This window comes from Streptomyces sp. NPDC043738 (genome assembly GCF_056436545.1).
This window is the reverse complement of sequence record NZ_JBWKCJ010000038.1, coordinates 38,628-63,906: the sequence shown is the minus strand read 5'-3', so window position 1 is coordinate 63,906 and position 25,279 is coordinate 38,628. Positions and strand designations below refer to the sequence as shown.

Sequence of the window (25,279 nt, the reverse complement as noted above, 5' to 3'; positions counted from 1 at the left end):
GTACAACAAGGGGCGGCACGAAGGTAGGCAGCGGCGCACAGCGCCTCCGTCAATGGCGGTGGTGGGCGACGGGTGGGCTCATATCCCGATACGGGAATCTTCACCGCCGACCGGACGTTGACCGGATGACGACGACAGCGACACCTGTCCTGTGGGCGACAAGCCCGGGAGGCACGATTCATGAGTGAGCGAGCTCTCCGCGGCACGCGACTCGTGGTGACCAGCTACGAGACCGACCGCGGCATCGACCTGGCCCCGCGCCAGGCGGTGGAGTACGCATGCCAGAACGGACATCGATTCGAGATGCCGTTCTCGGTTGAGGCCGAGATTCCGCCGGAGTGGGAGTGCAAGGTATGCGGTGCACCCTCGCTTCTGGTGGATGGCGATGGCCCTGAGGAGAAGAAGGGTAAGCCCGCGCGTACGCACTGGGACATGCTCATGGAGCGGCGCACCCGCGAGGAGCTGGAGGAAGTGCTGGCCGAACGGCTGGCGGTCCTGCGCTCCGGCACCATGAACATCGCCGTGCATCCGCGCGACACCAACCGCAAGTCCGCCTGACGGCGGACCTGCGACACGCAGTACGCAAGGGCCGGGGCCACTGCACTTCGCAGTGGCCCCGGCCCTTGGCGTATGCGTCCGTGGCTCGGGCGGCCCGGACCCTGCCGTGATCAGCCCATGAGCGGCGGGTCCTGGCGGCGCTCCGGTCCCTCGGACCGTGCGGCGTCGTCCTCCCGGATGACCTCGCCCTGGACGACCTTGCCGTCCGGCCGGTGCATCCGGGCCTGCTGGAAGGCGTCACCGAACGAGCCCGGCGCGTAGGTCGCCCGCCGGTCCAGCAGCTTCTGCACCCGGCCCTGGATCAGCTTCGCGGTGGGCGGGAAGAGGCAGAGCAGCCCCAGGGCGTCCGACACCAGCCCCGGCAGCATCAGCAGCAGTCCCCCGGCCATCGGGAGCGTGCTGCCGGTGCCGGAACGGTCGCTGCCGGACGCGGCGGGCTCGGGGGGAGCCGCCGGGTCGGCGGGCTGAAAGCTCTCGGTGAGGTTCTTCCAGGCCCGACGGCCGGCCCGCTTGATCACATAGCCGCCGACGAGCACGCCCGCGACCAGCAGCAGAAAGACGGTCAGACCGTTGGTGGCCCCGGCGACCACGGTCAGCAGCCAGATCTCCAGCACCATGAAGGCGGCGATGCCCAACGGCACGAACCGGCGGGCGCGGGAGCGCCGGGGCGGGCGGGGACCGGGCGATGCGGTGGCTCCGAACGTCATGCCTCAAGTGTGCCTGGCGCCTCCCCCGGCACCCCCCGGGGGTTACGCGAGGAACCCCGTACGGGAGGCGCGGCCCGGCTTCTCAGCGGCCGCGGAGCTTGTCCACCCGGGAGCCGACACCCCAGGCCGTGACCCGCCACAGTGCCTCCACGACGATGTCGCGGCTCATCTTGCTGTCGCCGTGCTCCCGCTCGACGAAGGTGATCGGGACCTCGACGACATGGAAGCCGGCCTGCACGGCACGGCGGGCGAGGTCGACCTGGAAGCAGTAGCCCTGGGAGGCCACCTCCTCCAGCCCCAGGCCCTGCAGGGTCTCCGCGCGAAAGGCCCGGTAGCCGCCGGTGATGTCGCGCAGCGGCAGGTCCAGCACCAGCCGGGAGTAGGTACTGCCGCCGCGGGAGATGAACTGGCGGTACTTGGGCCAGTTCACGGTGCGGCCGCCGGGCACCCATCGCGAGCCGAGAACCAGGTCGGCGCCCTTGAGGGCGGTGAGCAGCCGCGGCAGCTCCTCGGGCTGGTGCGAGCCGTCGGCGTCCATCTCGACGAGCACGCCGTAGCCGTTGTCGATGCCCCACCGGAAGCCGGCGAGGTAGGCGGCGCCGAGGCCCTCCTTGCCCTTGCGGTGCAGGACATGGACCTTTTCGTCGTCGGCGGCCAGCTCGTCGGCGAGCTTGCCGGTGCCGTCGGGGCTGTTGTCGTCCGCGACGAGAACATGTGCCTCGGGGACGGCGGACCGCACCCGCGCGACGACCGGCTTGATGTTCTCCGCCTCGTTGTACGTCGGGATGATCACCAACGTGGTGCCGAGCGGTCCGTACTGCCGCTGACCGTCTGTCACTGCTGCCCCTTCTCGTCCTTCGTACGCCCGCGCCGGCCGACGGCTACCGCGGCGGCACAGGACAGAAGCCCCACGATAGCGATCGCCCACTCAGGCGCCGCACCGACGCGGTCGGCGAGCGTCGTTTCGTCCCGCAGCGGGATGCGCGCGGAGACCACGCCCTGGGTGAACTCCGGAATACGGTGGGTGATGGTGCCGTCCGGGGCGACCACGGCGCTGATCCCGCTGGTGGCCGCGGTGACCACGGCCCGGCCGTGCTCGACGGCGCGCAGCCGGGACATCGCCAGCTGCTGTTCGGGCTGGCCGGTGCGGCCGTAGGTGGCGTTGTTGGTCTGGATGACCAGGGCGCGGGCGCCGGCCGCGACGGTGTCGTGCACGATCTCGTCGTAGGCGACCTCGAAGCAGATGACGTCGCCGAGCCTGGCGGGGCCGACCTTGAGCACGCCGGTGTGGTCGCCGGGGTAGAAGTCGCGGGGCACCCGCTGGAACCGCGTGATGATCTTGCTGAGCTGATCCCGGAAGGGGACGTACTCACCGAACGGCACGGGGTGCTGCTTGGTGTACGAGGCCCCCGGCCCCTTCTTCGGGTCCCAGACGATGCCCTCGTTGTAGACGTAGCCCTCCTTGGAGGGGTGGTCGACGAGCGCGCCCACCAGGACGGGCACGCCGATGGCCTTCACGGCCTCGTCGATCCGGTCGTAGGCCTGCGGGTACTGGAAGGGGTCGAGGTCGGAGGAGTTCTCCGGCCAGATGACCAGGTCGGGCTTCTTCGCCCGGCCCGCCTCGATGTCGGCGGCGAGCTTCTCGGTGGCCGTGGCGTGGTTGTCGAGGATCTTCATCGGGCGGCCCAGGAAGTCCATGCCGGGCTGCTGGACGTTGCCCTGGACGACGGCGATGTCGACGGTGTCGGCTGCCTTCGTGGGGACGGGGACCAGGAGACCGGCCAGGGCCACCGCGCCGGCCAGGCCGAACGCCTCCAGGGCGGGCACGGCCCGGCGCGGCGCGCCCTTGCCGCGCAGCCCCCACAGGCCGGCGGCGCAGGCGGCCAGCAGTGCGCCGGTCAGCGCGACGGCGAAGGTCACCAGCGGGGCCCCGCCGAGCGCGGCGAGCGGGGTGAACGGCGAGGCGGTGTTCGCGAACGCCAGCCGGCCCCAGGGGAAGCCGCCGAACGGCAGCCGGTCGCGGGCCCACTCCTGGGCGACCCACAGACAGGCGGCCCACAGCGGCCAGGCGGGCAGCCGGGACGTCACGGCGAGCGCCGCGCCCAGCAGCGTCATGAAGAGCGCCTCGGCGATCGAGAGGCCCACCACCGCGTCCCAGCCGACGACGTGCAGCCACTTCAGCAGGATCAAGAAGAACGGCAGCCCGAAGACCAGGCCCGTCCAGGCGCCCTGGCGGGCGGTCCGGCCCCGGGTCAGCAAGGAGAGCGCGGCCACCGCCACCAGCGACAGCGGCCACAGGTCGTACGGCGGGAAGGCGAGGCCGAGCGCGACACCGAAGACCACCGCGAGGCCGGTGCGCGGCGCCTCCCGCCGGGCCAGCGCGGCGCACCGCCGGGCCCGTCCGGGGCGCGTGGCCGCGGCGGTGGCGCCGGCATCGGCGGACGGCACCGGGTCGCCGGGCATGGCGCCGCTGGCGGCTTCTTCGGTGGTATCGGAACCCGATGGCACGGTCGCGGGCCTCCTGCAAGACGGTCGTGCGGTGTGAGCTGACCGTACATCGGGTGGCCGGGTATGCGGATGCGGGGTGCACAAAAGGTGAATGCCGCGCGCAGGGCCGCGGCGGTGCGGAGCGGGGCCCGGCGCCCTTCGGGCCGACCTGGGACCCGCTGGCTGCGGGTCGACCGAGAGCCGTTGTCTACTGAGCGTCCGGGCCCCATCCGGGTCGCACCTGCCGACCTGCCAAGACTTTCCGTCGCCCCGTGTCGCTGGTCCTGGACCTGGCTCCCAGTGGCGGTGCCGAAGTGGCGCACCGCCCCATGGCCCAGTTGCGTTCGACGACTGCGCGGAGGTCTCCCGGTCGGACGTCCTGAGGTGGACTCGGCCGAACCTACCGGCCGTCGACCGCCTGCTGTCAACAGGTCCTGCGCCTGCATCGATTTCGCGTCGTCCCAGGTCAGCCGCGAACACCCCTTGGTGGGGCGGGCAGCGGCAAGCGCGGGCCGCTACGGCACGAGTCCGTGCGATGTCACTCGTTCGGCCGCTCGAAGACCGTTCGGCCGGCGACGACGGTGCGCAGGCACACCGGAAGGTCGCCGCCGGGGGTGAGATCGGGCAGGCCGGGGGTGCCGGAGCGGGGGTCGGTGGACCAGCGCTCCACCCGCTCGTCCGGCGCCTGGACGAGCAGCTCGCCGGTGCGCCAGACCGCGTAGTCGGCGGGCGCGCCGGGCACCAGGACTCCGGCGTCGTCCCGGCCGACGGCCCGCCAGCCGCCGCGGGTGTGCGCGGTGAACGCGGCGCGGGCGGAGACGCCGTGGGCGCGGGTGCGGTGGAAGACCGCGGCGCGCACGGTGCCCCAGGGGTCGAGCGGGGTGACCGGGCTGTCGGATCCGAGGGCGATCGGCACACCGGCCTTGAGCAGCGCCGCGTACGGGTTGAGCGTGCGGGCCCGCTCGGCGCCCAGGCGGGCGGCGTACATGCCGTCCGCCCCGCCCCAGGCCGCGTCGAAGGCGGGCTGGACGGACGCGGTCAGGGCCAGGTCGGCGAAGCCGGCGATGGTGGCTTCGGTGAGCATCTCGGCGTGCTCGACGCGGTGCCGGGCGGCCCGGATCCGGTCCGTGCCGACCTTCTCGGCGGCGGCTCGTACACCGTCGACGACGCTGGTCAGGGCGGCGTCGCCGATGGCGTGGAAGCCGGCCTGCAGCCCGGCCTCGGTACAGGCGGCGACATGGGCGGCGACCGCGTCCGCGTCGAGCCGGGCGGCGCCGGTGTGGGCGGCGTCCGCGTACGGGGCGTGCAGATGGGCGGTGTGGGAGCCGAGCGAGCCGTCGACGAAGAGGTCGCCGGCGGCGCCGATCGCCCCGAGTTCACGGATCCGCTCGGCATCCTTTGCAGATGCGACGAGTTCGGCCCAGTAGCCGACGACGCGCGGGCCATCGCCCTCCCGGGCGAGGGCGAGCAGCCCGAGGAAGTCGTCCTCACCGGAGATGTCCGGGCCCGCGCACTCGTGGACGCTGCCGATGCCGAGCGAGGCGGCGCGGGCCAGTGCGGCGGCCTGGGCCTCGGCGCGCTGGGCCGGGGTGACGGTGGCGTACGCGGCCCGGCGCACCGCGTGGTGCGCGTCGCCGGTCAGCGGGGCCTCGGCGTCGAAGCCGGACTCCCCGCGGACGCCGGGGACCAGGTCGAGCAGCGCCGTCGTCACGACCGCGGAGTGCACATCGACGCGGGTGAGATACAGGGGACGGCCGCCGGTGGCCGCGTCCAGCTCCGCGCGGGACGGCGGACGCCCCTCCGGCCAGGCACTGGCGTCCCAGCCGTGCCCCAGCAGGATCCGGTCCGCCGGACGGGCGTCGGCGTACCCGCGGATCCGGGCCAGCGCGTCGGCCAGCGTGCCGGCACCGGCCAGATCAAGTCCGGTGAGCGCGAGCCCGGTCGCCGTGGTGTGCACATGCGCGTCCGTGAACGCCGGGGTGACCAGCGCGCCGTCGAGGTGGACGACCTCGTCGACGCCCTCGGCGAAGGAGTCGGCGGCGCCCTCCTCGCCGACCCAGGCGATGCTGCCGCCCTCCACGACCATGGCGGTGGCGAAGGGGTCCGCGGGGCTGTGCACCTCGCCCCCGCGCAGCAGGACGGTACGGGACGGTGCGTCGGGGATGCGCTCGCTCATACCGGACAGTTTGGCCCCTGCCCGCGGCCGCTCCGCGCGCGGGGGGCGATTGCCGGTCAGATGCGCGGCGGGCGGGCCTCGTACGGGGTCGACAGCACGACCGTGGTGCGGGTCGAGACGCCGGCCAGCGTACGGATGCGGGTGAGCAGGTGCTCCAGTTCCAGCGGAGTGGAGACCCGGACCTTGAGGATGTAGTTCTCGTCGCCGGCCACGCTGTGGCAGGCCTCCAGCTCGGGGACCTCCGCGAGGCGGTCGGAGATGTCGTCCGGCGCGCTGGGGTCGAAGGGTTTGACCGAGATGAAGGCGGTGAGCGGCAGGCCCACGGCTTCGGGGTCCACGATGGCGGCGTAGCCCCGGATGACACCGCGCTGCTCCAGGCGGCGCACCCGCTGGTGCACCGCCGAGGTGGACAGGCCGGTGGCCTTGCCCAGGTCGGTGTAGCTCATCCGCCCGTCCTTGACGAGCAGATCCACGATTTGTCGGTCCAACTCCTCCACCCGTTCAACCTACTGTGCGCGGGCGCGTATGCGCATCGCGCGCCGGATCGTGGACACCTCCGCGCCGGTCCGTGTGACCAATGCCACACGAGTGAACCGGTGTCGGCAGGGCGCCGGCGATTATGCGCCCGGCATGAAGGGAATTGCTGCTGGTGGCCAGGACCGCCCGTCACAGGAAGCCGGCGGTCCGATCGGCCCACCCGAGGGGGATGGACATCATGCGACGCCTTAAGCAGGACTCCGCTGCCGCGAGCATCAGCGCCCAGGAGGGCGACAGTCTCGGTTTCTCCGGCGACGACGGCGCGTACGACGCGTTCGACACCTTTGAGATCTTCCGCGTGACCTGCCCCGACTGCCTGCAGCCGATCGCGCTGCTGGCGGACGAGGACACCCTTCCGGAGCACGCCCTGTGCCCCACCCCCTGGAACCCGTTCGGTCTGACGGTGTGCCAGGGCTCCGGCCGTCCGGCGTCCGAGGCGCCGGAGACCGACGACACCCTCGACGCCCAGGAGCAGGACGCGGCGATGCTGCTGACGCTCCCCGAGGGCCTGGACTGGCGCCGTCAGCCGTTCTCGCACATCGGCGGTCCCGGTACGCAGCCGATCCGGGTGCCGCGGATGCGCCGCGGCGCCTGAGCGCGCCGCCGCACTCGCCCGGCGGCCGCCGCGGCGCTCACCAGTAGCGGCCCTCGATCATCGCCTCCAGGGTGTCCCGGTGGAGGATCAGCGCATCGGCGTCGGCCGGTACCGGGACCTCGCCGAAGTGCACCTGCCGGTAGGCCACCCGCAGCATGACGATGGCGTGCCGCAGGGCCGCGTAGAGGGTGTGGAAGTCCATGTCGCGGGGCGGGTGCCCGGTGAGCCGGGCGTAGCGGCTCTCGACGCGGTCGCGGCGCAGGAAGTCGGGCAGCCCCCGCTGTCCGCTGCCCTCGGTGAGGTCCTGGAAGAAGCGGTGGAGATAGACCGTCCACCCCAGGTCGAGTTCGCGCGGGCCGAGGGCCGCCATCTCCCAGTCGAGGATGGCGGTCGGCTCGAATCCGTCGTAGACGATATTGCCGATCCGGGCGTCGCCCCAGGTCAGGACGGTTTCGCCGGGGTCCTTCGGCCAGTGCCCGGGGTCGGTGAGCCAGTCGAAGGCCCGCTCGATGAGCGGTGAGCGCGGGCGCCCGTCAACCACCCATGCGTAATAGGCGCGTTGGGCTTCGACGTGCCGGTGCAAGGCGCCGCCCGTCCCCTTGGTTTCGAGGAAGTCGGCGGCGCCCACCGGGACTTGGTCGTGCAGCCGGGCAAGGACCGACACACTCGCGGCCTCCAGCGCGTCGCGTTGCGCGTCGGTGGCGTCATGCAGCCAATTGCCCTCGTACGTATAGGGCATGACGTCCGGCGGGACGCGTCCGTCGGCGCGGGCCATGACGAAGAACGGGGCGCCGAGGTGTGCCGGGTCCTCCTCCAGCCAGAGGGTGCGGGGCACCGGCAGGTCGGTGTGCTCGGCTACCAGGCGCATGGTGCGGTACTGCCGGGCCATGTCGTAGCGGGGGAAGATGGTGTAGGCGGCCGGGTCGGCGGCGAGCCGCAGCGCGCAGGAGCGCGGGGTCCCCGGGGACGGCGGACCGGGGTGGTCGATGTCGAAGAGCAGCGTCTCGCTGGACATGCCGTTGGAGTCGGGGACGGTCGCGGCGGTGGCGCGGGCGCCGGGCAGCCGGGTGCCGAGCCAGGCGGTGAGCCGGCGGGTGAGTTCCTCGGGGTCCCGGGTCGTGGTGCGCGGACGCCGGTCCGCGGGTGCGGCCGCTCCGGGCGGCTTCGGGGGCGACGGGTGGTCGGTCATTCTCCCGCCTCCTGCGCGACGGAGTCATAGCCGGTGAATCCGCTGGGGTCGTGCCGGCCGAAGCTGCCGTGCTCGAAGATGCCGTAGCCGGTGCGGCCGTCGAGGGTGAAGCGGGCCGCGTGGTCGGTGACGCCGTACGCGGCGAGCGGATGCGCCGAGGGGTCGGACAGGTCGTAGCTACGGCGGTCGGTCCAGCCGCGGCCGCGCCAGGTGCCGTGCTGCCAGTCGTCCGCGGGCGGATAGCCGGCGCCGACGGCCAGGGGCGAGAGGAGGTGAGGATCTCGGCGGTCAGCTCCAGCGGCTTGCGGGTGGGGTCGGTGAGGTGGATGACGGCACGCTGGGGGTGGCGGGTGCCGGGGCGGTAGCCGATGTCGGTGTGGGGCCAGCCGAGCTGGACGTCGGGGCGGCCGTCGCGGACCAACCGGGCCTCGTTCAGCGTGCGATGGCCGTCCGCGTCCTCCTGGACGATGACCATGACGAAGCGGTCGTCGAAACGCACCGGGCACCAGACCCAGTGGAAGCCCTCGGGGCGCAGCTCCTCCCCCGCCCGGCCGGCGTCCTCGCCGGGGATCGGGCGTACTCCCCAGCTGCGGTCGCGGGTTCCGGTCCACTCCCCCGGCGTGACGGCGAGCTCCTGGCCCGCGACGCGGATGCGGCCGGTGCAGGTGCCCGCCTGGACGAACCGCCGGCCCTCCAGCGTCAGCCGGTCGCCGCGGTACTGGGTGTGGTGCGGCTCCCAGGTGGCGGGAAACGCCGCGGTCCAGGTCAGGTCGTACGCCAGGCCGTCCGGGTCGGCGGGGTCCGGGTCGCAGGTCAGCCGCAGGCGGGCGAGCGGTTCCTCGACGGTGATGGTGAGCGGGCCGACGGTGAGCGCCAGCCGGTCGTCGGTGAGCGCGTCGGAGGCCCGTACGGCGTGCAGTTGGTCGCCGAGGCGGAGCGTGGCGTAGGCGTCGATGACGCCGGTGTTGGGGTAGACGCCGAGCCCGGCGATCAGCAGCGCACGTCCGGAGTGGTCCATGACGTGGAAGATGCACCGGTCGTAGGCGTTGCGGTCGCCGGTGGCGACATGCCGCATGGACAGCGGGACCTGGTGGATCGGGTACTCGTCGAGCGCGATGGGGCGGTCGGGCACGGTCTCCTCCTGGGCGCACGGTCGGCAGGGGTCGCCCGGTGTGCGGTGCCGCGGCGGGGAGTTGACGGTACGTCAGGTGAGAACGGACGGCCAGCCCCCGGGAGGAGGTACCGCGCCCGACGGCCGCATCCGGCCGTCCGCGCGCGGGCCGGGGCCGGGGCGGGGAAGGTCGCCCTCCCCCGCCCCGGCCCGGCCTCAGCGGGTCTCGGGTCCCGCCAGATGGCGGGCGATGACCATGCGCTGGATCTGGTTGGTGCCCTCGACGATCTGGAGGACCTTGGCCTCGCGCATATAGCGCTCGGCCGGGAAGTCCAGGGTGTAGCCGTAGCCGCCGAGGAGCTGGACGGCGTCGGTGGTCACCCGCATCGCGGTGTCCGTGCAGAAGAGCTTGGCCATCGCCGCCTCCTTGGAGAACGGCAGTCCGGCGTCGCGCAGCCGGGCGGCCGTGAGGTAGAGGGCGCGGCCGGCCTCGACCTGGGTGGCCATGTCGGCGAGCATGAAGCGCAGGCCCTGGAAGTCGGCGATCGGACGGCCGAACTGTTGCCGCCCGGCGGTGTAGGCGAGCGCTTCGTCGAGCGCGGCCTGGGCGACGCCGATGGCGCAGGCGGCGATGCCCAGGCGCCCCGAGTCGAGGGCGGACAGGGCGATGGCGAAGCCCTGGCCCTCCTCGCCGAGCCGGCGGGAGTCGGGGATGCTCACGCCGTCGAAGTGCAGCTGGGCCGTCGGGGAGCCCTTCATGCCCATCTTGCGCTCGGGTGCCGCGGCGCTGAGGCCCTCGGCGTCGCCGGGGACCAGGAAGGCGGTGATGCCGCGGGCCCCGTCGCCGCCGGTGCGGGCCAGGACCGTGTAGAAGTCGGCCACGCCGCCGTGGGTGGTCCAGGCCTTGGTGCCGTTCAGGGTCCACGTTCCCCCACTCTCGGCTCCGCTCGAGCGGGAGGTGCCCCCACCCTCGCGCGTGGCGCGCGTGGTCAGGGAGGCGGCGTCGGAGCCCGAGGAGGGCTCGGAGAGGCAGTAGGCGCCCAGCAGCCCGCCGCCGAGCATGTCGGGGAGGTGTTCGGCGCGCTGCTCCTTGGTGCCGAAACCGGCCAGGGCGTGGCAGGCGAGGGTGTGCACGCTGACGCCGAGGCCGACGGTCAGCCGCGCGGCCGCGAGCTCCTCCAGGACCTGGAGGTAGACCTCGTAGGGCTGGCCGCCGCCACCGAACTCCTCGTCGTAGGGCAGGGAGAGCAGGCCGGACTCCGACAGCAGGCGGAAGAGCTCGCGGGGGAAGCGGCCGGCGTCCTCCTCCTCGGCGGCCGCGGGCCTGACCTCGCGCTCGGCGAGCTCGCGGACGAGGGTCAACAGATCGCGGGCTTCCTCCGTGGGCAGCCTGCGGTCCACCGGCCGGGGGCCGTACTCGGTCATGGCGGCGCTCTCCTCCCTGTCGGGCGCTGCGGCGACGCGCGCGGGGATGGGCGGCGGCGCCGGTTTCCGTAGTGCCAGGCCGATGATCGCGTTCCGGGTCTCGGAAGGCGATGACCTGCGGCTGTGGCGCTAGGAGTATGCCCGATCGGAGGCCCGGCGTCACGGGTTGATCATCACCGGCTGCGCGGACCCGGCAGACCGCCGGCCACCGCGGGCCGGAGAAGTCTTTACCCGCTGGTCACGAGATTGGTCCGAACCATTGACTCAGTGGTCTAGTCCTTCTAACTTTTCCTCCAACGTTCAACGCGTTCATGCCAATTCGGAACGCAGGTCAGGCTCCACCCCTCGCCCCCCTCCGAGGAGACGACATGCTCAGACCGCACCGGATGCGATCACCGCGCGCGGTGATCGCCGCCGCCACCGCGCTGTGTACGGCGGCGCTGGCCGGCACCCTGCTCGCCGGACCGGCCTCGGCCCACCCCACCGGCACCCCCGCCGCACAGGGCCGGTCCGCGGCCCACCCGGCCGGCACGACGGCGACACCGGCCGCCGCGGGCGACAAGGTCGTCGGATACTTCACCAACTGGGGTGTCTACGACCGGAATTACCACGTCAAGAACATCGAGACGTCGGGCTCGGCGGCCAAGCTGACGCACATCAACTACGCCTTCGGCAACGTCCAGGGCGGCAAGTGCACCATCGGCGACTCCTACGCCGACTACGACAAGGCCTACACCGCCGGCCAGAGCGTCGACGGCAAGGCGGACACCTGGGACGACGGCGCGCTGCGCGGCAACTTCAACCAGCTCAGGAAGCTCAAGAAGCTGCACCCGAACCTCAAGGTGATCTGGTCGTTCGGCGGCTGGACCTGGTCGGGCGGCTTCACCGAGGCCGCCAAGAACCCGGACGGCTTCGCGCAGTCCTGCTACGACCTGGTCGAGGACAAGCGCTGGGCGGATGTCTTCGACGGCATCGACGTCGACTGGGAGTACCCCAACGCCTGCGGCCTGAGCTGCGACACCAGCGGCAAGGACGCCTTCACCAAGGTCATGAGGGCGCTGCGGTCGAAGTTCGGCCAGAACAACCTGGTGACCGCGGCGATCACCGCGGACGCCTCGAACGGCGGCAAGATCGACGCCGCCGACTACGCGGGCGCGGCCCAGTACGTCGACTGGTACAACCCGATGACGTACGACTACTTCGGCGCCTGGGACGCGAAGGGACCGACGGCCCCGCACTCCCCGCTCTCGTCGTACAACGGCATCCCCAAGGCCGGCTTCAACACCACCGACACCACCGCCAAGCTCAAGGGCCTCGGCATTCCGGCGAACAAGCTGCTGCTGGGTGTCGGGTTCTACGGCCGGGGCTGGACGGGCGTCACCCAGGACGCGCCGGGCGGCACGGCGACCGGCGCGGCGCCGGGCAAGTACGAGGCCGGCATCGACGACTACAAGGTGCTCAAGAGCCGCTGCCCGGCCACCGGGAAGGTGGGCGGCACCGCCTACGCCAAGTGCGGTGACCAGTGGTGGAGCTATGACACCCCGGAGACCATCGGCACGAAGATGGCCTTCAAGAACGCCCAGGGCATGGGCGGCACGTTCTTCTGGGAACTCAGCGGCGACACCGCAGACGGCGAGTTGATCAAGGCGATCAAGTAGCGCCGACGGCAGCCGGGCCGGCGGGCGGGGAGGCAGCGGCCTCCCCGCCCGTTCGTCGTGCGGCGGCGCGCCGGACGGAGGTCAGGCGGGTGACCTGGGTGGGGCCGGGCAGCCCGGTTCGTACTCCTCGATCAGCCGGAGGGTGTCGCCCAGGCCGCGCACCAGCAGCGAGACCACCGTCTCGCGGGGCAACTGCTGCTCGGCGATCCAGTCGAGGGTGACGCCCTCGACGCTGGAGAGCCAGCCGGTCAGCGCGGTGCGGGCGAGCGGCGGAATGTCCTCGCGGCCCCAGGCGCCGCGGGCGATGGTGCCGAGCAGCCGGGCGCGTACGGTGTCGCGGATCGCCAGCACCTCGGCGTCGAAACCGACACCGCCCGTGACGATGGCGCGATAGGCGGCCTGGTGGTGCTGGGCGTAGCGCAGATAGCCTTCAACGGTGCGCTCGACGCGTTCGACGGGCGGAAGGTCATGGGTGCTGCCGGCCCGCTCGACCAGTTCGGCGACCGCGTCTTCGATGATCGCGAGGTAGTAGCCGCGCTTGTTGGTGAAGTAGTAGTAGATCAATCCCTTGGCGACCCCGGCCTGACGTGCGATGTCGTCCATGGACAGCGCGTCGTAGGAGGTGTCGGCGAACAACTTCCTTCCGGTGGCTATCAGTTCGGCGCGGCGCGCCTGTGAGCGCCCGGTCCCGCGGGCGGCCGGCGAGCCGCCCCCTCCCCGCTGTTGACTCTTATTCAAAATCCGCCCTAGTCTCCAACTGCCAAGAGTTTTGCGCAGTATGACAGAGCGTCATGAACCGCGGACCTGGCTGCTCCGCAGGGCGCCTGGAAGCACTTTCCCTCGTGCATTCGACCACTGCCCCGGGGAGGACGCAGTGAGCTCAAGGACGGACACCTCGCCCGAGGGGCGAACCTCCTGGAAGAAGACCGCGGTGGTGGCGCTGCCCGCCGTGCTCGCCGTGGGCGCGCTGGCCACGGCGATGGCCCAGGGCGTGCTGGCCTCGTCGTTCGCCGTCTCCGGCACCCACTTCCAGGTGTCGTCGGGGAAGCTGACCAGCCACGGTCTCGCCTCGTACGTGCACACCGACCGCGACGCCGACGGCGGCGGCCATCCAGTGGCGCTGCTCGGCATCGGCAAGGCGTCGCTGGCCGACATCTGCCAGTCGGCGCAGGTGAAGACGCCGGTGGGCACGGTGGTGTTCAAGCTGACCGCGGGCGGCAAGGCCGGTCCGGTGAGCGCCGACAGCCTGGTCATAGACGGTGAGGACCTGGTCGGCGACGCCCGCTTCGGCACCGCCCAGATCGGCCGGGACGCCGCCTCCCTGGACTCCGTGCCGGGCGTGCACGGGCGAAAGGGCGCGTTCGGGCTGCAGGCCGGGGACATCGAGGTCGCCGGTGTGAAGTCGCACGCCTGGTCGGCCACCGGCGGAAACTTCCGCCTCAAAGGAATGCGGGTGAGCGTGAGCCTGGACGGCGCGAAGTGCTTCTGACCGCACGGCGCGCCCGGTGCGGCGCCTGGCTGGAGCGGACGCTGCCCTGGCCCGAGCGGCGGGCCGCGCTGCGGCGCTGGCGGCGGACCCGGCCGTTCTGGGCCGGACTGCTGCTGGTGTGCGGCGGGGCGGAGCTGCTGCTGGTGCCGCTGTCTCCGCTGACCGTGCTGGTCAGCCTGGGGCTCGGCGGGCTGGCAGCGCTGGGCATCGGACTGGCGCTGATCGTGGCGGGGCTGTTCCTGTGGTACGCGCCGGCCGCCCACCACTACGTCAGCATCCATGCGCTGATCCTGTCGGTGCTCTCCTTCGCGGCGACCAATCTCGGCGGGTTCCTGGTCGGCATGGGGCTGGGCATCGCGGGCAGCGCGATGGGGTTCGGGTGGACGCCCGGAGCGGCCCCGGCGCCGGAGCGGACGCCCGGGCAGGCCCCGCCGCCGGAGCCTGCGCCGTCCGACTGCGGGGATCCGGCGGCGCTGCGCGGCGGCACCGGCGGCAGGGCGCTCGCCGTAGGACTGCCCCTCGCCCTGCTGCTGACCGTCGGCGGCCCGGCGCGGCCCGCCCGCGCGGCCGCCGGCATCCCGGCGCCGCCGCATCCGCCGACCGTGACCACCACGATGTTCGCACCACAGGGATTCACCCTGGCCGGGGTCGAGGAGGTACCGACGGCGAACGGCCCGATCAAGGCGATCGTGCTGCGCATGAAGGCGGCCTCGCTCACCGACTACCGGCTCACCACCCGCGACGGCGGATACGAACTCGGCCTGAGCGCCGACTCGTTGAGCCTCAAGGGCGAGGTCACTCTCTACCTCACCAAGTTCAGCGGCTGCCTGGAGGGCCTGATCTGTCTCACCTTCACCCCGGACACCCTCCCGGTGCCGCCGGTCGTGCCGCCCTTCGTCTTCATGACGGACGTGCGCGCCGAACAGGCGCTGGTCACCTCGGATCTGGTCGTCGCGGACGGGCTGCGACTGCGCGCGGGCGTCCGCGGCGGCGCCCGTGGCTGAGGCGGCGCGCACCACGCGGGGTTTACGGCCCGGGCCGGTACGAGCACCATCGGCCGTAGGGCGTGTCCGCAAGGTCCCCTCGTCCGCCCGCAAGGCGGGCCGGGCGGGACTCTGCCGACGCGCCCAACGGGGGCAGGAGCCGCTTCTGGAGAGGTGACACGTGGTCAACCCTTGGCTGGCGATGGAGGCCGGTGCCGATCCGGTGGAACGGACCCGTACGGTGCGCCGGGCACATGCGGCGTTCCTGGCCGACCCGACCGTCGCACCGCCGGTCCGCCAGGTGGTCGCCGACTCCTGGCGTCGTTCGGCCGACGCCCGGGCCGCGTACGACGGGCCCGCGCCCATCGAGCTGGACGAGAGCGCACTGCGGGCCTACCGCGAAGGGCATCCGCTGGCCCGGGCGATGCCCGTCTTCCGGGAGCTGCTGGGCAGCTTCGCGCAGGACGGGGCGCATCTGCTGGCCGTCTGCGATCCGCAGGGGCGGCTGCTGTGGGTGGAGGGGCACCGCGGGGTGCGGCGCAGCGCCGAGCGGATGAACTTCGTCGTCGGCGCCCGCTGGGACGAGCGGCACGCCGGCACCAACGCCCCGGGCACCGCGCTCGCCGCCGATCACGCCGTACAGATCTTCGCGGCCGAGCACTACAACCGGCGGGTGCAGCGCTGGACCTGCGCCGCGGCCCCACTGCACGACCCGCGGACCGGACGGCTGCTGGGCGCGGTCGACATCACCGGCGGCGACCATCTGGCGAGCCCGCACAGCCTGGCCCTGGTGCAGGCCACGGCACGCGCCGCGGAAGCCCATCTCGCCTCCGGCGCGCCGGAGTGCGGTGTCTTCCTGACCGCGCTGGGCCGGGACGAGGCGCTGCTGGTCGTGGACGGTGAGCGGCTGCGGCTCGGGCGCCGGCACAGCGAGATCCTGCTCCTGCTGGCCCGGCACCCGGAGGGCCTGACCGGAGATCAGCTCACCCTGCTGCTGTACGGGGAGCGCGAGATGCGCCCGGTGACGCTGCGGGCCGAGCTGTCCCGGCTGCGGCAGCTCGTCGGTGCGCTGCTGCACTCCCGCCCGTACCGCCTGAGCCGGCCCGTCGAAACCGATCTCGGTACGGTCGAGGAGCAGTTGGCGGTTGGCGACCCGCGCTCCGCGCTGGGCGCCTATCCCGGTCCGCTGCTGCCGCTGTCGGAGGCGCCCGGCGTACGACGGCTGCGCGACGCGCTGGCGGACCGGATGCGGTGCGCACTGCTCGCCGCGGGCGATCCCGAACTGCTGCGCGAGTGGTCGCGTACCCCCTGGGGTGAGGACGACCTGGAGATCTTCGAGGCCCTCGTGGGCGCCCTCCCCGAGCGCTCCCCGGCCCAGGCCGCCCCTCGGGCCACCGCCGACCGGCTGCGCGCCGCGTACGGCCTGACCGGCGGCGGGAGCGCGGCGCCACCCGCCGTGCGCGTCGCAACGTCCGCGCAACCTCGTCCGCTCTAGCCTGCGCACAACGCCCGGCGCACGGGAGCGGCGGGCTTGGTGCCGAGAGCGATTTGGGAGGCCGCCCCATGGCCCGTTACGCCAGCCCGGGTTCCGCCGATGCCGTCATGAGCTATCTGCCGCGCTACGACCACTGGATCGGCGGGGAGTTCGTGGCGCCCGCGCTGGGCCGGTACTTCGAGAATCCGACACCGGTCAACGGGCAGCCGTTCACCGAGGTGGCCCGCGGCACCGCCGAGGACGTCGAGCGCGCGCTGGACGCCGCGCACGCCGCCGCGCCCGGCTGGGCCCGCACCTCCGCCGCCGACCGCGCCGCCGTCCTGAACAAGATCGCCGACCGGATGGAGCAGCATCAAGAGGCCCTGGCGGTCGCCGAGAGCTGGGAGAACGGCAAGCCCGTGCGGGAGACCCTGGCGGCCGACATCCCCCTCGCCGTCGACCACTTCCGCTACTTCGCGGGCGCCCTGCGCGCCCAGGAGGGCTCCCTGTCGGAGATCGACCAGGACACCGTCGCCTACCACTTCCACGAACCGCTGGGGGTGGTCGCCCAGATCATCCCCTGGAACTTCCCCATCCTGATGGCCACCTGGAAGCTCGCCCCGGCACTGGCCGCCGGCAACGCGGTGGTCCTGAAGCCGGCCGAGCAGACCCCCGCCTCGGTGCACTTCTGGATGAGCCTGATCTCGGATCTGCTGCCGCCGGGCGTGGTGAACATCGTCAACGGCTTCGGCGTCGAGGCCGGCAAACCGCTCGCCTCCAGCCCGCGGGTCGCCAAGGTCGCCTTCACCGGGGAGACCACGACCGGCCGCCTGATCATGCAGTACGCCTCGGAGAACCTCCGCCCGGTGACGCTCGAACTCGGCGGCAAGAGCCCCAACATCTTCTTCGACGACGTCTCGGCGGCGGCGGACGACTTCCAGGACAAGGCCCTGGAGGGCTTCACCATGTTCGCCCTCAACCAGGGCGAGGTGTGCACCTGCCCGTCGCGGGCACTGATCCAGCGCGGGCACTATGACACCTTCCTGGCGGCCGGCGTGGCCCGTACGGAGAAGATCGTCCAGGGACATCCGCTGGACACCGACACCATGATCGGCGCACAGGCCTCCAACGACCAGCTGGAGAAGATCCTCTCCTACCTGGACATCGGCCAGAAGGAAGGCGCCCGCATCCTGACCGGTGGCTCCCGGGCCGAGCTGGGCGGCGAGCTGGAGGGCGGCTACTACGTGCAGCCGACGATCCTCGAGGGCAACAACAGCATGCGGGTCTTCCAGGAGGAGATCTTCGGCCCCGTGGTCGCGGTGGCGCCGTTCAACGACTTCGACGACGCGATCGACATCGCCAACGACACCCTGTACGGCCTGGGCGCGGGCGTCTGGACCCGGGACGGCTCCACCGCCTACCGCGCCGGCCGCGCCATCCAGGCCGGCCGGGTATGGACCAACTGCTACCACGCCTACCCCGCACACGCGGCCTTCGGCGGCTACAAGCAGTCCGGCATCGGGCGCGAGACCCACAGGATGATGCTGGACCACTATCAGCAGACGAAGAACCTGCTGGTGAGCTACTCGCCGAAGAAGCTGGGCTTCTTCTAGGCCCACGAGAAAAGGCGCCTGACCTGGGCTTCTGCCCGTCAGGCGCCTTTCGCTCGGCCCGCTCAGAGCAGAGCCCGGTTTACGTCATAACTCCCAGTTTCTCCCGCGGCCATCCCGGTTCTGACCAGCTCTTCCGGTCTGTTTCCGGTCCAAGTCCCCGGCTCACCCCGCAGGCGCCACGCCCTGGCTGACGCGGTCCCACTCCTTCATCGACTGCTCGATGAGGCGGTTGGCCTGCTCCCGGACGCCGTCCAAACTTGGCAACTTCATGGCGCTGGCCAGCGCCATAACCGCCCAAGGTCCGCTGCGGCCCGTTTCTACATAGAAGGCCCGGCAGCCGCGACCACCGAAACAGGCGTACCGGAGCCGCGGCTTCGAACCCGGCCGGCGCACAGTCCAGCGACTGGTGAACATCTGCTGTCCGCTCTCGACTCTGGCCCACCTATGTGGAGCTACTCCGAGGGGCGGTTACCGCCCGGCGTTGCGAGAACAAGAGGCAGCTCGTCCCGGAGGAAGCCGACGTCGTCATCCGGATCTTCCAGGACTTCCTGTGATCACCGCGTGGAAGGACCGGCACCGCTCGGTTCAGCGGTCGTCAGGGCACCTATGACATGCGGGAGATCGTGAACGCGGTCCGCTACCAGGTGCGGACCGGCTGCCAGTGGACCCACCTCCCGCACGACCTGCCGCAGAAGAGTGCGACGTACGACTATTTCGCCGCCTGCGGGACGACGGAACCCACCAGGTCATCCAGAACTCCTGCGCTGCCAGGTCCGTGAACGCGCCTGCCGGTTACAGGGCCCGACCCTGGTGGTGCTGGACACCCAAAGCGTCCACTCGGCTGCCGGGGTCTCCGCGGCCACGACCGGCCACGATCCGGCCAAGCGGGTGCCGGGCCGCAAGCGCGGCTCGGCCGTAGACGTCCTCGTCCTGGTCATCGCGGTCGTCTTCCTCGCCGCGAACATCCACGACAACACCGCGGGCATCGTCCTTCTGGACCAGGTCGCCGAGCACACCGGCGGCAGCGTCCGCAAAGCCCTCGTCGACCAGGTTTCAAGAACCAGGTCGTCAATGTCCCACTCCCACGTCATGATCCGCCGCCTCACCGGCGCGAACACCTCCACCTGGCGCGAAGAGGCGGTGAGCGTGTGAACATCCGCCCCCTCCCTCAGGCACTGGACCTGCAGGAGGACGCCACCCGGGCTCTGGCCGACGACCTTCGCGCGCAGAGAGATGACCTGCAGATCCGGCTGCGGGAGACCGAGACACACCTTGAGCACCTCGCGATCACCCGCAAGACGGTCATCGGTCTCGCCGATCGGCTCCCCGCATCCCCGCCGGAACTGCCCGAGCACCCGGACCAAGCTGAAGCGCCTGGTCAAACTGTGGACACCCAGGCGCTCGGCCGCGGCACCACCGTCGAGGTCAGCAGCTTGTAGCAGGCATTGCGGGACATGTCAGCGGGATCAAAGTCAATGCCTTGGTGATCAGTATCCACACAGGCGGCCGCGGACCCTGCAGCGATTCCACGGCACCACCAAACCCCTGAGTTCGGCGGAAGGTGGGGGACGTCGGGTAGCGCGCCCCGGCCCGGGGCGCGCCGTCTCCCCGCCCCCCGCACGCCTACGAACGTACGCCAGGCGCCGTCTCCTTCAACTCGTCCTCTGCGTCCGGGAGTTCATCGTGCAACCGTGAGTGGTGACGGCTGTAGAGGAGATACACGGCGAGGGCCGCGGCGAGCCAGCAGGCGAACATGATGTACGTCGACACCGGCAGCCCGTAGAGCAGATAGCCGCAGAACGCCACCGACAGCAGCGGGACCACCGGGTAGCCGGGCACCTTGAAGCCGCGGTCGAGACCGGGCGCCCGACGGCGCAGGATGATCACGCCGACCGAGACGACGGTGAACGCGGCCAGGGTGCCAAGGCTGGTCAGGTCGGTCAGCAGGTCCAGGGGAAACACCGCCGCCAGCAGAGCGACGAACCCGCCGACGATGATGGTGCCGAGCACCGGGGTGCCGGTGCGGCGGTCGATGCGGTGGAAGGCGGCGGGGAGCATGCCGTCCCGGCTCATGGAGTACAGGATGCGCGTCTGCCCGTAGAGCACCACCAGCGTGACGCTGATGATGGAGAGCACCGCGCCCGCCGAGAGCACCACGCCCGGCCAGCCCGCCCCTGTGACCTTCGCCAGGATGGTCGACAGGCCCGCCTCCTGGCCTGCGAACGCGGTCCACGGCTGGGCGCCGACGCCGACGAGGGCCACCAGAACGTAGACGGTGGTGACCACCAGCAGCGCGCAGATGATGGCCCGCGGCAGCGTCCGGCGCGGGTTACGGACCTCCTCGCCGGCGGTGGAAACCGCGTCGAGGCCGATGAAGGAGAAGAAGACGGTGGAGGCGGCGGCGCCGATGCCGGCCATCCCCATGGGCGCGAAGGGGTGCAGATTCGCACTGTGGAAGCCGGTGAGGCCCAGCGCGACGAACAGCCCCAGCACCGCCAGCTTGAGCAGCACCATCACGGTGTTGACCAGCGCCGATTCCTTGGCTCCGCGCACCAGCAGGACGCAGCAGAGCACCACCAGGACGGCGCCCGGCAGATTGAGGTAGCCACCGGCGCCGGGCGGTGCGGAGATGGCCGCCGGCATCTGGAAGCCCAAGAGGCGCTGCGTCAGGTCGTTGAGGTACTGGCCCCAGCTCACCGCGATGGCCGCGCCGGAGACCGCGTATTCCAGCAGCAGGCACCAGCCGACCGCATAGGCCGCGAACTCACCGAGCGTGGCGTATGCGTAGGAGTACGAGGAACCGGAGACCGGTACGGCGGAGGCGAGTTCGGCGTAACAGACGGCGGTGAGCGCGGCTGCGACGGCGCCGATGACGAAGGAGATCGTGACGGCCGGGCCGGCCTCCGGGACCGCGGCGTTCAGGGCGAAGAAGATGCCGGTGCCGATGGTCGCACCGATGCCGATCATGGTGAGCTGGAACGTGCCCACGGTGCGGCGCAGCCCGCCGCCGTCGGCCGGTGTTTCGGCGTCCGCGAGGAAGGCCGCCACCGGCTTGCGGCGCAGGAGCTGCTGACGGAGTGGTGTCCTCGTGGGGTGGGGCGTTCGCGTTGCAAGTCTCAAGGCGACCTCATTCCAGGGGAGGGGTAGCGGGCGTTTTCAGGGGAGGTCGCGGCGCATCAGGTCGGCATAGGTCTCGCGGCGGACGACCGGGCGGGAACGTCCGTCGCGACAGAAGACGACGGGTGGGCGGCGGGCCGCGTTGTAGTTGTTGGCCAGGGAGTAGGTGTAGGCGCCGGTGACGGGGACGGCGATCAGATCGCCCGGACGCGGGTCGTTCAGGGGGACGCCCGCGCTGAGCACATCGCCGGATTCGCAGTGCCGGCCGACGAGCCGGCACATCTCGTCGTCGGGGCCGGCCGGCCTGGTGGCGACCGTCGCCTCGAACCGCTGCCCGTACAGGGAGACTTCGAGGTTGTCGCCCATTCCGCCATCCACGGCGACGAAGGTCTCGCCGCCGGTGCGCTTGACCGTCACCACGCGGTAGAGGGAGACGCCCGCCTCGGCGACCATGGACCGGCCGGGCTCGATGATCACGCGGGCTCCGGAGGGCAGCAGGTCATCGGCCGCCGATGCCAGCGCGTCGAGGTACTCCTCCACACTCGGTGGCCGGTCGTCGTACGTATAGCGGGCGCCGAGCCCGCCGCCGAGGTCGTACACCGGGAACTCCCCGAGTTCCGCCACCGCCTCCACGGCCCGGACGAACGGTTCGGTGTCGAGGATCTGCGAGCCGATGTGCACATGCAGCCCGTCGAGCCGCAACCTGGTGCTGCCGCGCAGCCGGGCGATGGCCTCGCGCGCCTGCGGCACCAGCAAGCCGAACTTCGAGCCGCGCTGGCCGGTGGAGACCGCCTCGTGGGTGTCGGGCCGGACATCGGGGGTGACCCTGACGAGGACGGCCTGCTCACGGCCCCCGGCGGCGCCCAGAATGCGCTCCAGACGCTCGATGTCATCGAAATTGTCGATGACGACGAGCCCGGCGCCCGCCTCGACGGCCGCGCGCAGATAGCCGTCGGTCTTGGCGTTCCCGTGCACGATCAGCCTGGCCGGGTCGGTGCCGGCGGCGAGGGCGAGGGCCAGCTCGCCACCACTGGCGACGTCGATGCCGAGCCCCTCCTCGGCGAGCAGCCGGTAGACCGCGGTGCAGGGGAAAGCCTTGGAGGCGAAGGCGACCGCCGAGTTCGTACGGCGGGCGGCGAGCCCGTCGGCGTAGCGGCGGGCCCGGTCCCGAAGCGCGCCCTCGTCGACGAGCAGGGCGGGGGTGCCGTAGCGCTCCGCCAGCTCGGCCACGTGGCAGCCGCCGATGCGCAGCGCTCCGTCGGGCGCGAGGGCGGTGCCGGGCGGGAAGAGCCCGTGCGGGCGGGGGGACGAGGGGTGGGCGGGTTTCGCAGTGGTGGCGGTCTCGGTGGTGGTCCCGGGGACCATGGCACTTCTCCTCAGGGCTGACTTCCTGCAGGGCCGGGCTTCACGCAGGCCGGCTGCAAGGGGCGTACGGGATGTACGAGGTAGGTAGGAGGGGGCGTACGGGATCGATCGGTTCGCACCATGGTGAGGTGCAGATCACTCCCCGTCGTTGGCGAAATCGCCTAGGGTCCGCACATGGAGACGACGGATTCGCCAAACCCGCCGGGTGCACTGCCGCCTCCGGCCGGGTCCGGGCTCGGCGGCACCAGCGAGGAGCTGTTCGCCCTGGCCAACGCCGTCGCGGCGGTCATCGGCGGTTCGGTGGCGATCGAGGATCTTGATCACCGGGTGCTGGCCTATTCGTCGATTCCGGGCCAGCGGATCGACGAGCTGCGCCGCCGCGGCATCCTGGAACGGCGGGTCCCCGAGGATCCCGAGCAGCTGCGCCAGTACCGCGAGGTGCTCGGCGCGCAGGGCATCGTGCGGCTGCCGGTCCTCGCGCCCGACGAGCTGCCGCGCGCCGCGGCCGCCATCCGGGCCGGGGATCTGCCGCTGGGCACGATGTGGGCCATCGAGGGGGAATCCCGGCTGGACGCGGCGGGCAGCCGGGCGCTGCTGGACGGCACCCGGCTCGCGGCACTGCACATGCTGCGCCGCCGCAGCTCGGCCGAGCTCGAACTGCGGGCTCGCGAGGACACCCTGCGGGCCGCGCTGCGCGGCGACGGGCCCGCCGAGGAGATCCGCTTCCAATTGGGCCTGCCGGAACGGCCGCAGCCGACACTCCTCGGCTTCGCCCCGACCGTGTACGGCACCGACCGCACAGGCCCCGCCGTCGTCCGGCTGGGCGCGTCAGCGGCCCGGCACTGGGCAGCAGTGCACAACGAGGCGGCGGTGGCCACCGTCGGCCGCACCGTCTACGTTCTGCTGCCGCAGGCCGGCCCGGCCGAGGCCCGCCGTCTCGCCGAGCAAGCCGTGGCCGCCCTGGGCCGCATCCTGGAGACCCCACTACGGGCCGCCGTCAGCCGCCCCTCCGACGACCTGGCCGAACTGCCCGGGCTACGTGCCGAGGTGGACGACATCCTCCGGGTGACCACCGCCTCCCCGGACACTCCGGCCGTCGCCGCCCTCACCGATGTGCACGCCCAGGTGCTGCTGCTCCACTGCGCCGACGAACTGGCCCGCCGCCCCCGCCTTCGGCACCCCGGCATAGAGGCGATGCGCGAACACGACCGCACCCGCCACACCGATTACGCCGCGTCCGTATTGGCCTGGCTGGACGCGACCGGCAACATCGCCGAGGCCGCCCAGCGGCTCACCGTCCACCCCAACACCCTCAAATACCGCCTCCGCCGCACCCAAGACCTCTTCGGGCTCGACCTCACCAACCCGGACGTCCGGCTCTCTTGCTGGCTCCAGCTGCGGCTGCCCCTGGGCCCCCGGAACGCGGGCTAGAGGTCTACTCGTGATGACTGTGCTGGTTGGCTTGCATTGAGGTCGAAGACGGCCGCCGCGCCGATCGCCGGCACGACCGTGACCAGCACCGCTGGAACCTTCGGCAACCAGCGCTGCAGTACGTCGGCTTCTTCGAGATCATCTCCGCGAACTTCCTGGACACCCGCGGCGCCAGACGGCACGCACTGGCGGAGATCGCCGAACGGTACCCGGTCGTCCTGCACGGGGGCTCGCTGTCCATCGGGAGCACGGCCCCCCTGGACTTCGGCTACCTGCGCCGGCTGAAAGGGCTGGCCGACGAGGTACGGGCCCCGTGGGTCTCGGACCACGTGTGCTGGACGGGCGTACTGGGCGTGCACACCCACGACCTGCCTCCGCTGCCGTTCACCGAGGAGACCTTGGACCACGTCGTGCGCCGCGTGCGCATCGTCCAGGACGTGCTGGAGCGCCGACTGGTCCTGGAGAACCCCAGCAGCTACGTGGAGTTCCGCGCCTCCACGCTCGCCGAGTGGGAGTTCCTCGGGCGGATGGCGCAGGAGGCGGAGTGTCCACGCTGCTGGAACGCGACGACAAGCTGCCGCCGTTCCCGGAGCTGCTGGCCGAGCTCGACAGGGCACGGGAGCGGGCGGCAGCCGCCCCGGCGGGGGCTCCCGTGGCTGACGCCACCTCGCTGGCATCCGTGCAGCGCTGGATGCAGGCGGTGATCCTGCACCCGACGGACGAGGACCCCGGCCACACGAGATCACCGCGTCCAGCCGGCAGTCGGCCCGCGAGCGGCTGCTCGTCCACCAACAGGGCTATCGGCTGCGGCTGCTGGAGTGCATGCGCACCCTTCACCCCGGATCGGTGCAGCTGCTCGAGCAGGAGATCTTCGACGGTTTCGCGCAGGAGCACCTGGACGCGCACCCCTCCCGCTCCCCCACACTGGCCGGGCTCAGTGCCGGTTTCGCCGGCCACCCGGCCCGTACGCGGCCGGACTCCGGACCCGGCGCGGAGCGCGAGGCGTGGATCGACCTGCTGATCGACCTGATCCGCTTCGAGCGGGCCTTCACCGAGGTCCTGGACGCGCCCGGCACCGAGGACGGCACGGCCCCGGCGCCGCCCCTGCGGCTGCTGCGGGTCTGCGCGCCCGTCCACGCGTACCTGGCCGCGGTGCACCGGGGCGAGGAACCGGATCCGCCCGCACAGCGGACCGTCCATCTCGCCGTGACCCGACGGCACTTCACGGTCGTCACCCGGGAGCTGAGCCCGGGGGCGTACGCGCGACTGCACGTCTCTTCTTCGCCTCCCCCAACTTCCCCAGCGGCACCGGTGTCGGCATCGGCATCGGCATCGGCATCGGCATCGGCATCGGAGGATTGATT

General features: G+C 72.0%; 20 protein-coding genes and 3 pseudogenes. 11 read left to right on the top strand and 12 right to left on the bottom strand.

What is annotated here, in order from left to right; translation table 11 throughout:
- The first annotated feature begins 180 nt into the window (after positions 1-180).
- Positions 181-558, top strand: coding sequence for an RNA polymerase-binding protein RbpA (locus AC0680_RS33825; RefSeq protein ID WP_006601711.1), 378 nt, complete (start codon positions 181-183; stop codon positions 556-558).
- A gap of 110 nt (positions 559-668) precedes the next feature.
- Here the strand turns inward: AC0680_RS33825 and fxsA are convergent, their stop codons facing one another.
- The 5 genes from fxsA to AC0680_RS33800 form a co-directional block, all read right to left on the bottom strand.
- Positions 669-1,265, bottom strand: a complete 597-nt coding sequence (gene fxsA / locus AC0680_RS33820; protein WP_478636581.1) for an FxsA family membrane protein — start codon at positions 1,263-1,265, stop codon at positions 669-671.
- An 82-nt stretch (positions 1,266-1,347) separates the two neighbouring features.
- Positions 1,348-2,103, bottom strand: a complete 756-nt coding sequence (locus AC0680_RS33815; protein ID WP_478636579.1) for a polyprenol monophosphomannose synthase — start codon at positions 2,101-2,103, stop codon at positions 1,348-1,350.
- Positions 2,100-3,773: an apolipoprotein N-acyltransferase gene (gene lnt, locus AC0680_RS33810; RefSeq protein WP_478636578.1), complete on the bottom strand. Its 1,674-nt coding sequence runs from the start codon at positions 3,771-3,773 to the stop codon at positions 2,100-2,102. Before lnt ends, AC0680_RS33815 begins: the two co-directional genes overlap by 4 nt.
- 517 nt (positions 3,774-4,290) lie before the next feature.
- Positions 4,291-5,928, bottom strand: coding sequence for an amidohydrolase (locus tag AC0680_RS33805; RefSeq protein WP_478636576.1), 1,638 nt, complete (start codon positions 5,926-5,928; stop codon positions 4,291-4,293).
- A 56-nt stretch (positions 5,929-5,984) separates the two neighbouring features.
- Complete coding sequence (locus AC0680_RS33800; RefSeq protein WP_077194248.1) at positions 5,985-6,425, bottom strand: Lrp/AsnC family transcriptional regulator; 441 nt, start codon at positions 6,423-6,425, stop codon at positions 5,985-5,987.
- Between the two features lie 209 nt (positions 6,426-6,634).
- Here AC0680_RS33800 and AC0680_RS33795 point away from each other — a divergent pair, with 209 nt between their 5' ends.
- A complete protein-coding gene (locus AC0680_RS33795; RefSeq protein WP_478636574.1) occupies positions 6,635-7,060 on the top strand; it encodes a hypothetical protein in 426 nt (141 codons plus the stop codon).
- 37 nt (positions 7,061-7,097) lie between these two features.
- Here AC0680_RS33795 and AC0680_RS33790 read toward each other — a convergent pair whose 3' ends face one another.
- The 3 genes and pseudogenes from AC0680_RS33790 to AC0680_RS33780 form a co-directional block, all read right to left on the bottom strand.
- On the bottom strand, positions 7,098-8,249 hold the full coding sequence (locus AC0680_RS33790; protein WP_478636572.1) for a phosphotransferase family protein: 1,152 nt from the start codon (positions 8,247-8,249) through the stop codon (positions 7,098-7,100).
- Positions 8,246-9,381, bottom strand: a pseudogene (locus AC0680_RS33785) (Rv3169 family protein). The gene AC0680_RS33790 and the pseudogene AC0680_RS33785 overlap by 4 nt, the downstream one beginning before the upstream one ends.
- A gap of 195 nt (positions 9,382-9,576) precedes the next feature.
- Positions 9,577-10,785, bottom strand: a complete 1,209-nt coding sequence (locus AC0680_RS33780) for an acyl-CoA dehydrogenase family protein (RefSeq protein ID WP_478636570.1) — start codon at positions 10,783-10,785, stop codon at positions 9,577-9,579.
- A 368-nt stretch (positions 10,786-11,153) separates the two neighbouring features.
- Here AC0680_RS33780 and AC0680_RS33775 point away from each other — a divergent pair, with 368 nt between their 5' ends.
- Positions 11,154-12,443: a glycoside hydrolase family 18 protein gene (locus tag AC0680_RS33775; RefSeq protein WP_478636568.1), complete on the top strand. Its 1,290-nt coding sequence runs from the start codon at positions 11,154-11,156 to the stop codon at positions 12,441-12,443.
- 81 nt (positions 12,444-12,524) lie between these two features.
- On the opposite strand, the gene AC0680_RS33770 is transcribed toward AC0680_RS33775, so the two are convergent.
- Positions 12,525-13,181 carry a TetR/AcrR family transcriptional regulator gene (locus AC0680_RS33770; RefSeq protein WP_478636566.1) on the bottom strand — a complete coding sequence of 219 codons (657 nt, stop codon included), beginning with the start codon at positions 13,179-13,181 and terminating at the stop codon, positions 12,525-12,527.
- 241 nt (positions 13,182-13,422) lie between these two features.
- Here AC0680_RS33770 and AC0680_RS33765 point away from each other — a divergent pair, with 241 nt between their 5' ends.
- The 5 genes and pseudogenes from AC0680_RS33765 to AC0680_RS33745 all read left to right on the top strand — a co-directional run.
- On the top strand, positions 13,423-13,932 hold the full coding sequence (locus tag AC0680_RS33765) for a DUF6230 family protein (RefSeq protein WP_478636612.1): 510 nt from the start codon (positions 13,423-13,425) through the stop codon (positions 13,930-13,932).
- Positions 13,923-14,936, top strand: coding sequence for a DUF6114 domain-containing protein (locus tag AC0680_RS33760; protein ID WP_478636564.1), 1,014 nt, complete (start codon positions 13,923-13,925; stop codon positions 14,934-14,936). The genes AC0680_RS33765 and AC0680_RS33760 overlap by 10 nt, the downstream gene beginning before the upstream one ends.
- A 160-nt stretch (positions 14,937-15,096) precedes the next feature.
- On the top strand, positions 15,097-16,410 hold the full coding sequence (locus tag AC0680_RS33755) for a GAF domain-containing protein (RefSeq protein ID WP_478636562.1): 1,314 nt from the start codon (positions 15,097-15,099) through the stop codon (positions 16,408-16,410).
- 68 nt (positions 16,411-16,478) lie between these two features.
- Complete coding sequence (adh, locus tag AC0680_RS33750) at positions 16,479-18,002, top strand: aldehyde dehydrogenase (RefSeq protein WP_478636560.1); 1,524 nt, start codon at positions 16,479-16,481, stop codon at positions 18,000-18,002.
- 547 nt (positions 18,003-18,549) lie between these two features.
- Positions 18,550-19,072 (top strand): annotated as a pseudogene (locus AC0680_RS33745) (transposase); the annotation flags it as partial.
- Positions 19,073-19,383: 311 nt separating this feature from the next.
- On the opposite strand, the pseudogene AC0680_RS33740 reads toward AC0680_RS33745, so the two are convergent.
- The 3 genes and pseudogenes from AC0680_RS33740 to lysA form a co-directional block, all read right to left on the bottom strand.
- Positions 19,384-19,458 (bottom strand): annotated as a pseudogene (locus AC0680_RS33740) (flavin reductase family protein); the annotation flags it as partial.
- Positions 19,459-19,625: 167 nt separating this feature from the next.
- Positions 19,626-21,122 (bottom strand): APC family permease, encoded by a 1,497-nt coding sequence (locus AC0680_RS33735; RefSeq protein ID WP_478636558.1) that lies wholly within the window; start codon positions 21,120-21,122, stop codon positions 19,626-19,628.
- A 36-nt stretch (positions 21,123-21,158) separates the two neighbouring features.
- Positions 21,159-22,484, bottom strand: coding sequence for a diaminopimelate decarboxylase (gene lysA, locus AC0680_RS33730; RefSeq protein ID WP_478636556.1), 1,326 nt, complete (start codon positions 22,482-22,484; stop codon positions 21,159-21,161).
- Positions 22,485-22,658: 174 nt separating this feature from the next.
- Here lysA and AC0680_RS33725 point away from each other — a divergent pair, with 174 nt between their 5' ends.
- The 3 genes from AC0680_RS33725 to AC0680_RS33715 are packed head-to-tail and all read left to right on the top strand — an operon-like array spanning position 22,659 to position 25,277.
- Positions 22,659-23,915, top strand: a complete 1,257-nt coding sequence (locus AC0680_RS33725; RefSeq protein ID WP_478636554.1) for a PucR family transcriptional regulator — start codon at positions 22,659-22,661, stop codon at positions 23,913-23,915.
- A gap of 26 nt (positions 23,916-23,941) precedes the next feature.
- Complete coding sequence (locus tag AC0680_RS33720; protein WP_478636552.1) at positions 23,942-24,619, top strand: multinuclear nonheme iron-dependent oxidase; 678 nt, start codon at positions 23,942-23,944, stop codon at positions 24,617-24,619.
- Complete coding sequence (locus tag AC0680_RS33715; RefSeq protein ID WP_478636610.1) at positions 24,591-25,277, top strand: HvfC/BufC family peptide modification chaperone; 687 nt, start codon at positions 24,591-24,593, stop codon at positions 25,275-25,277. Before AC0680_RS33720 ends, AC0680_RS33715 begins: the two co-directional genes overlap by 29 nt.
- Positions 25,278-25,279 lie beyond the last annotated feature (2 nt).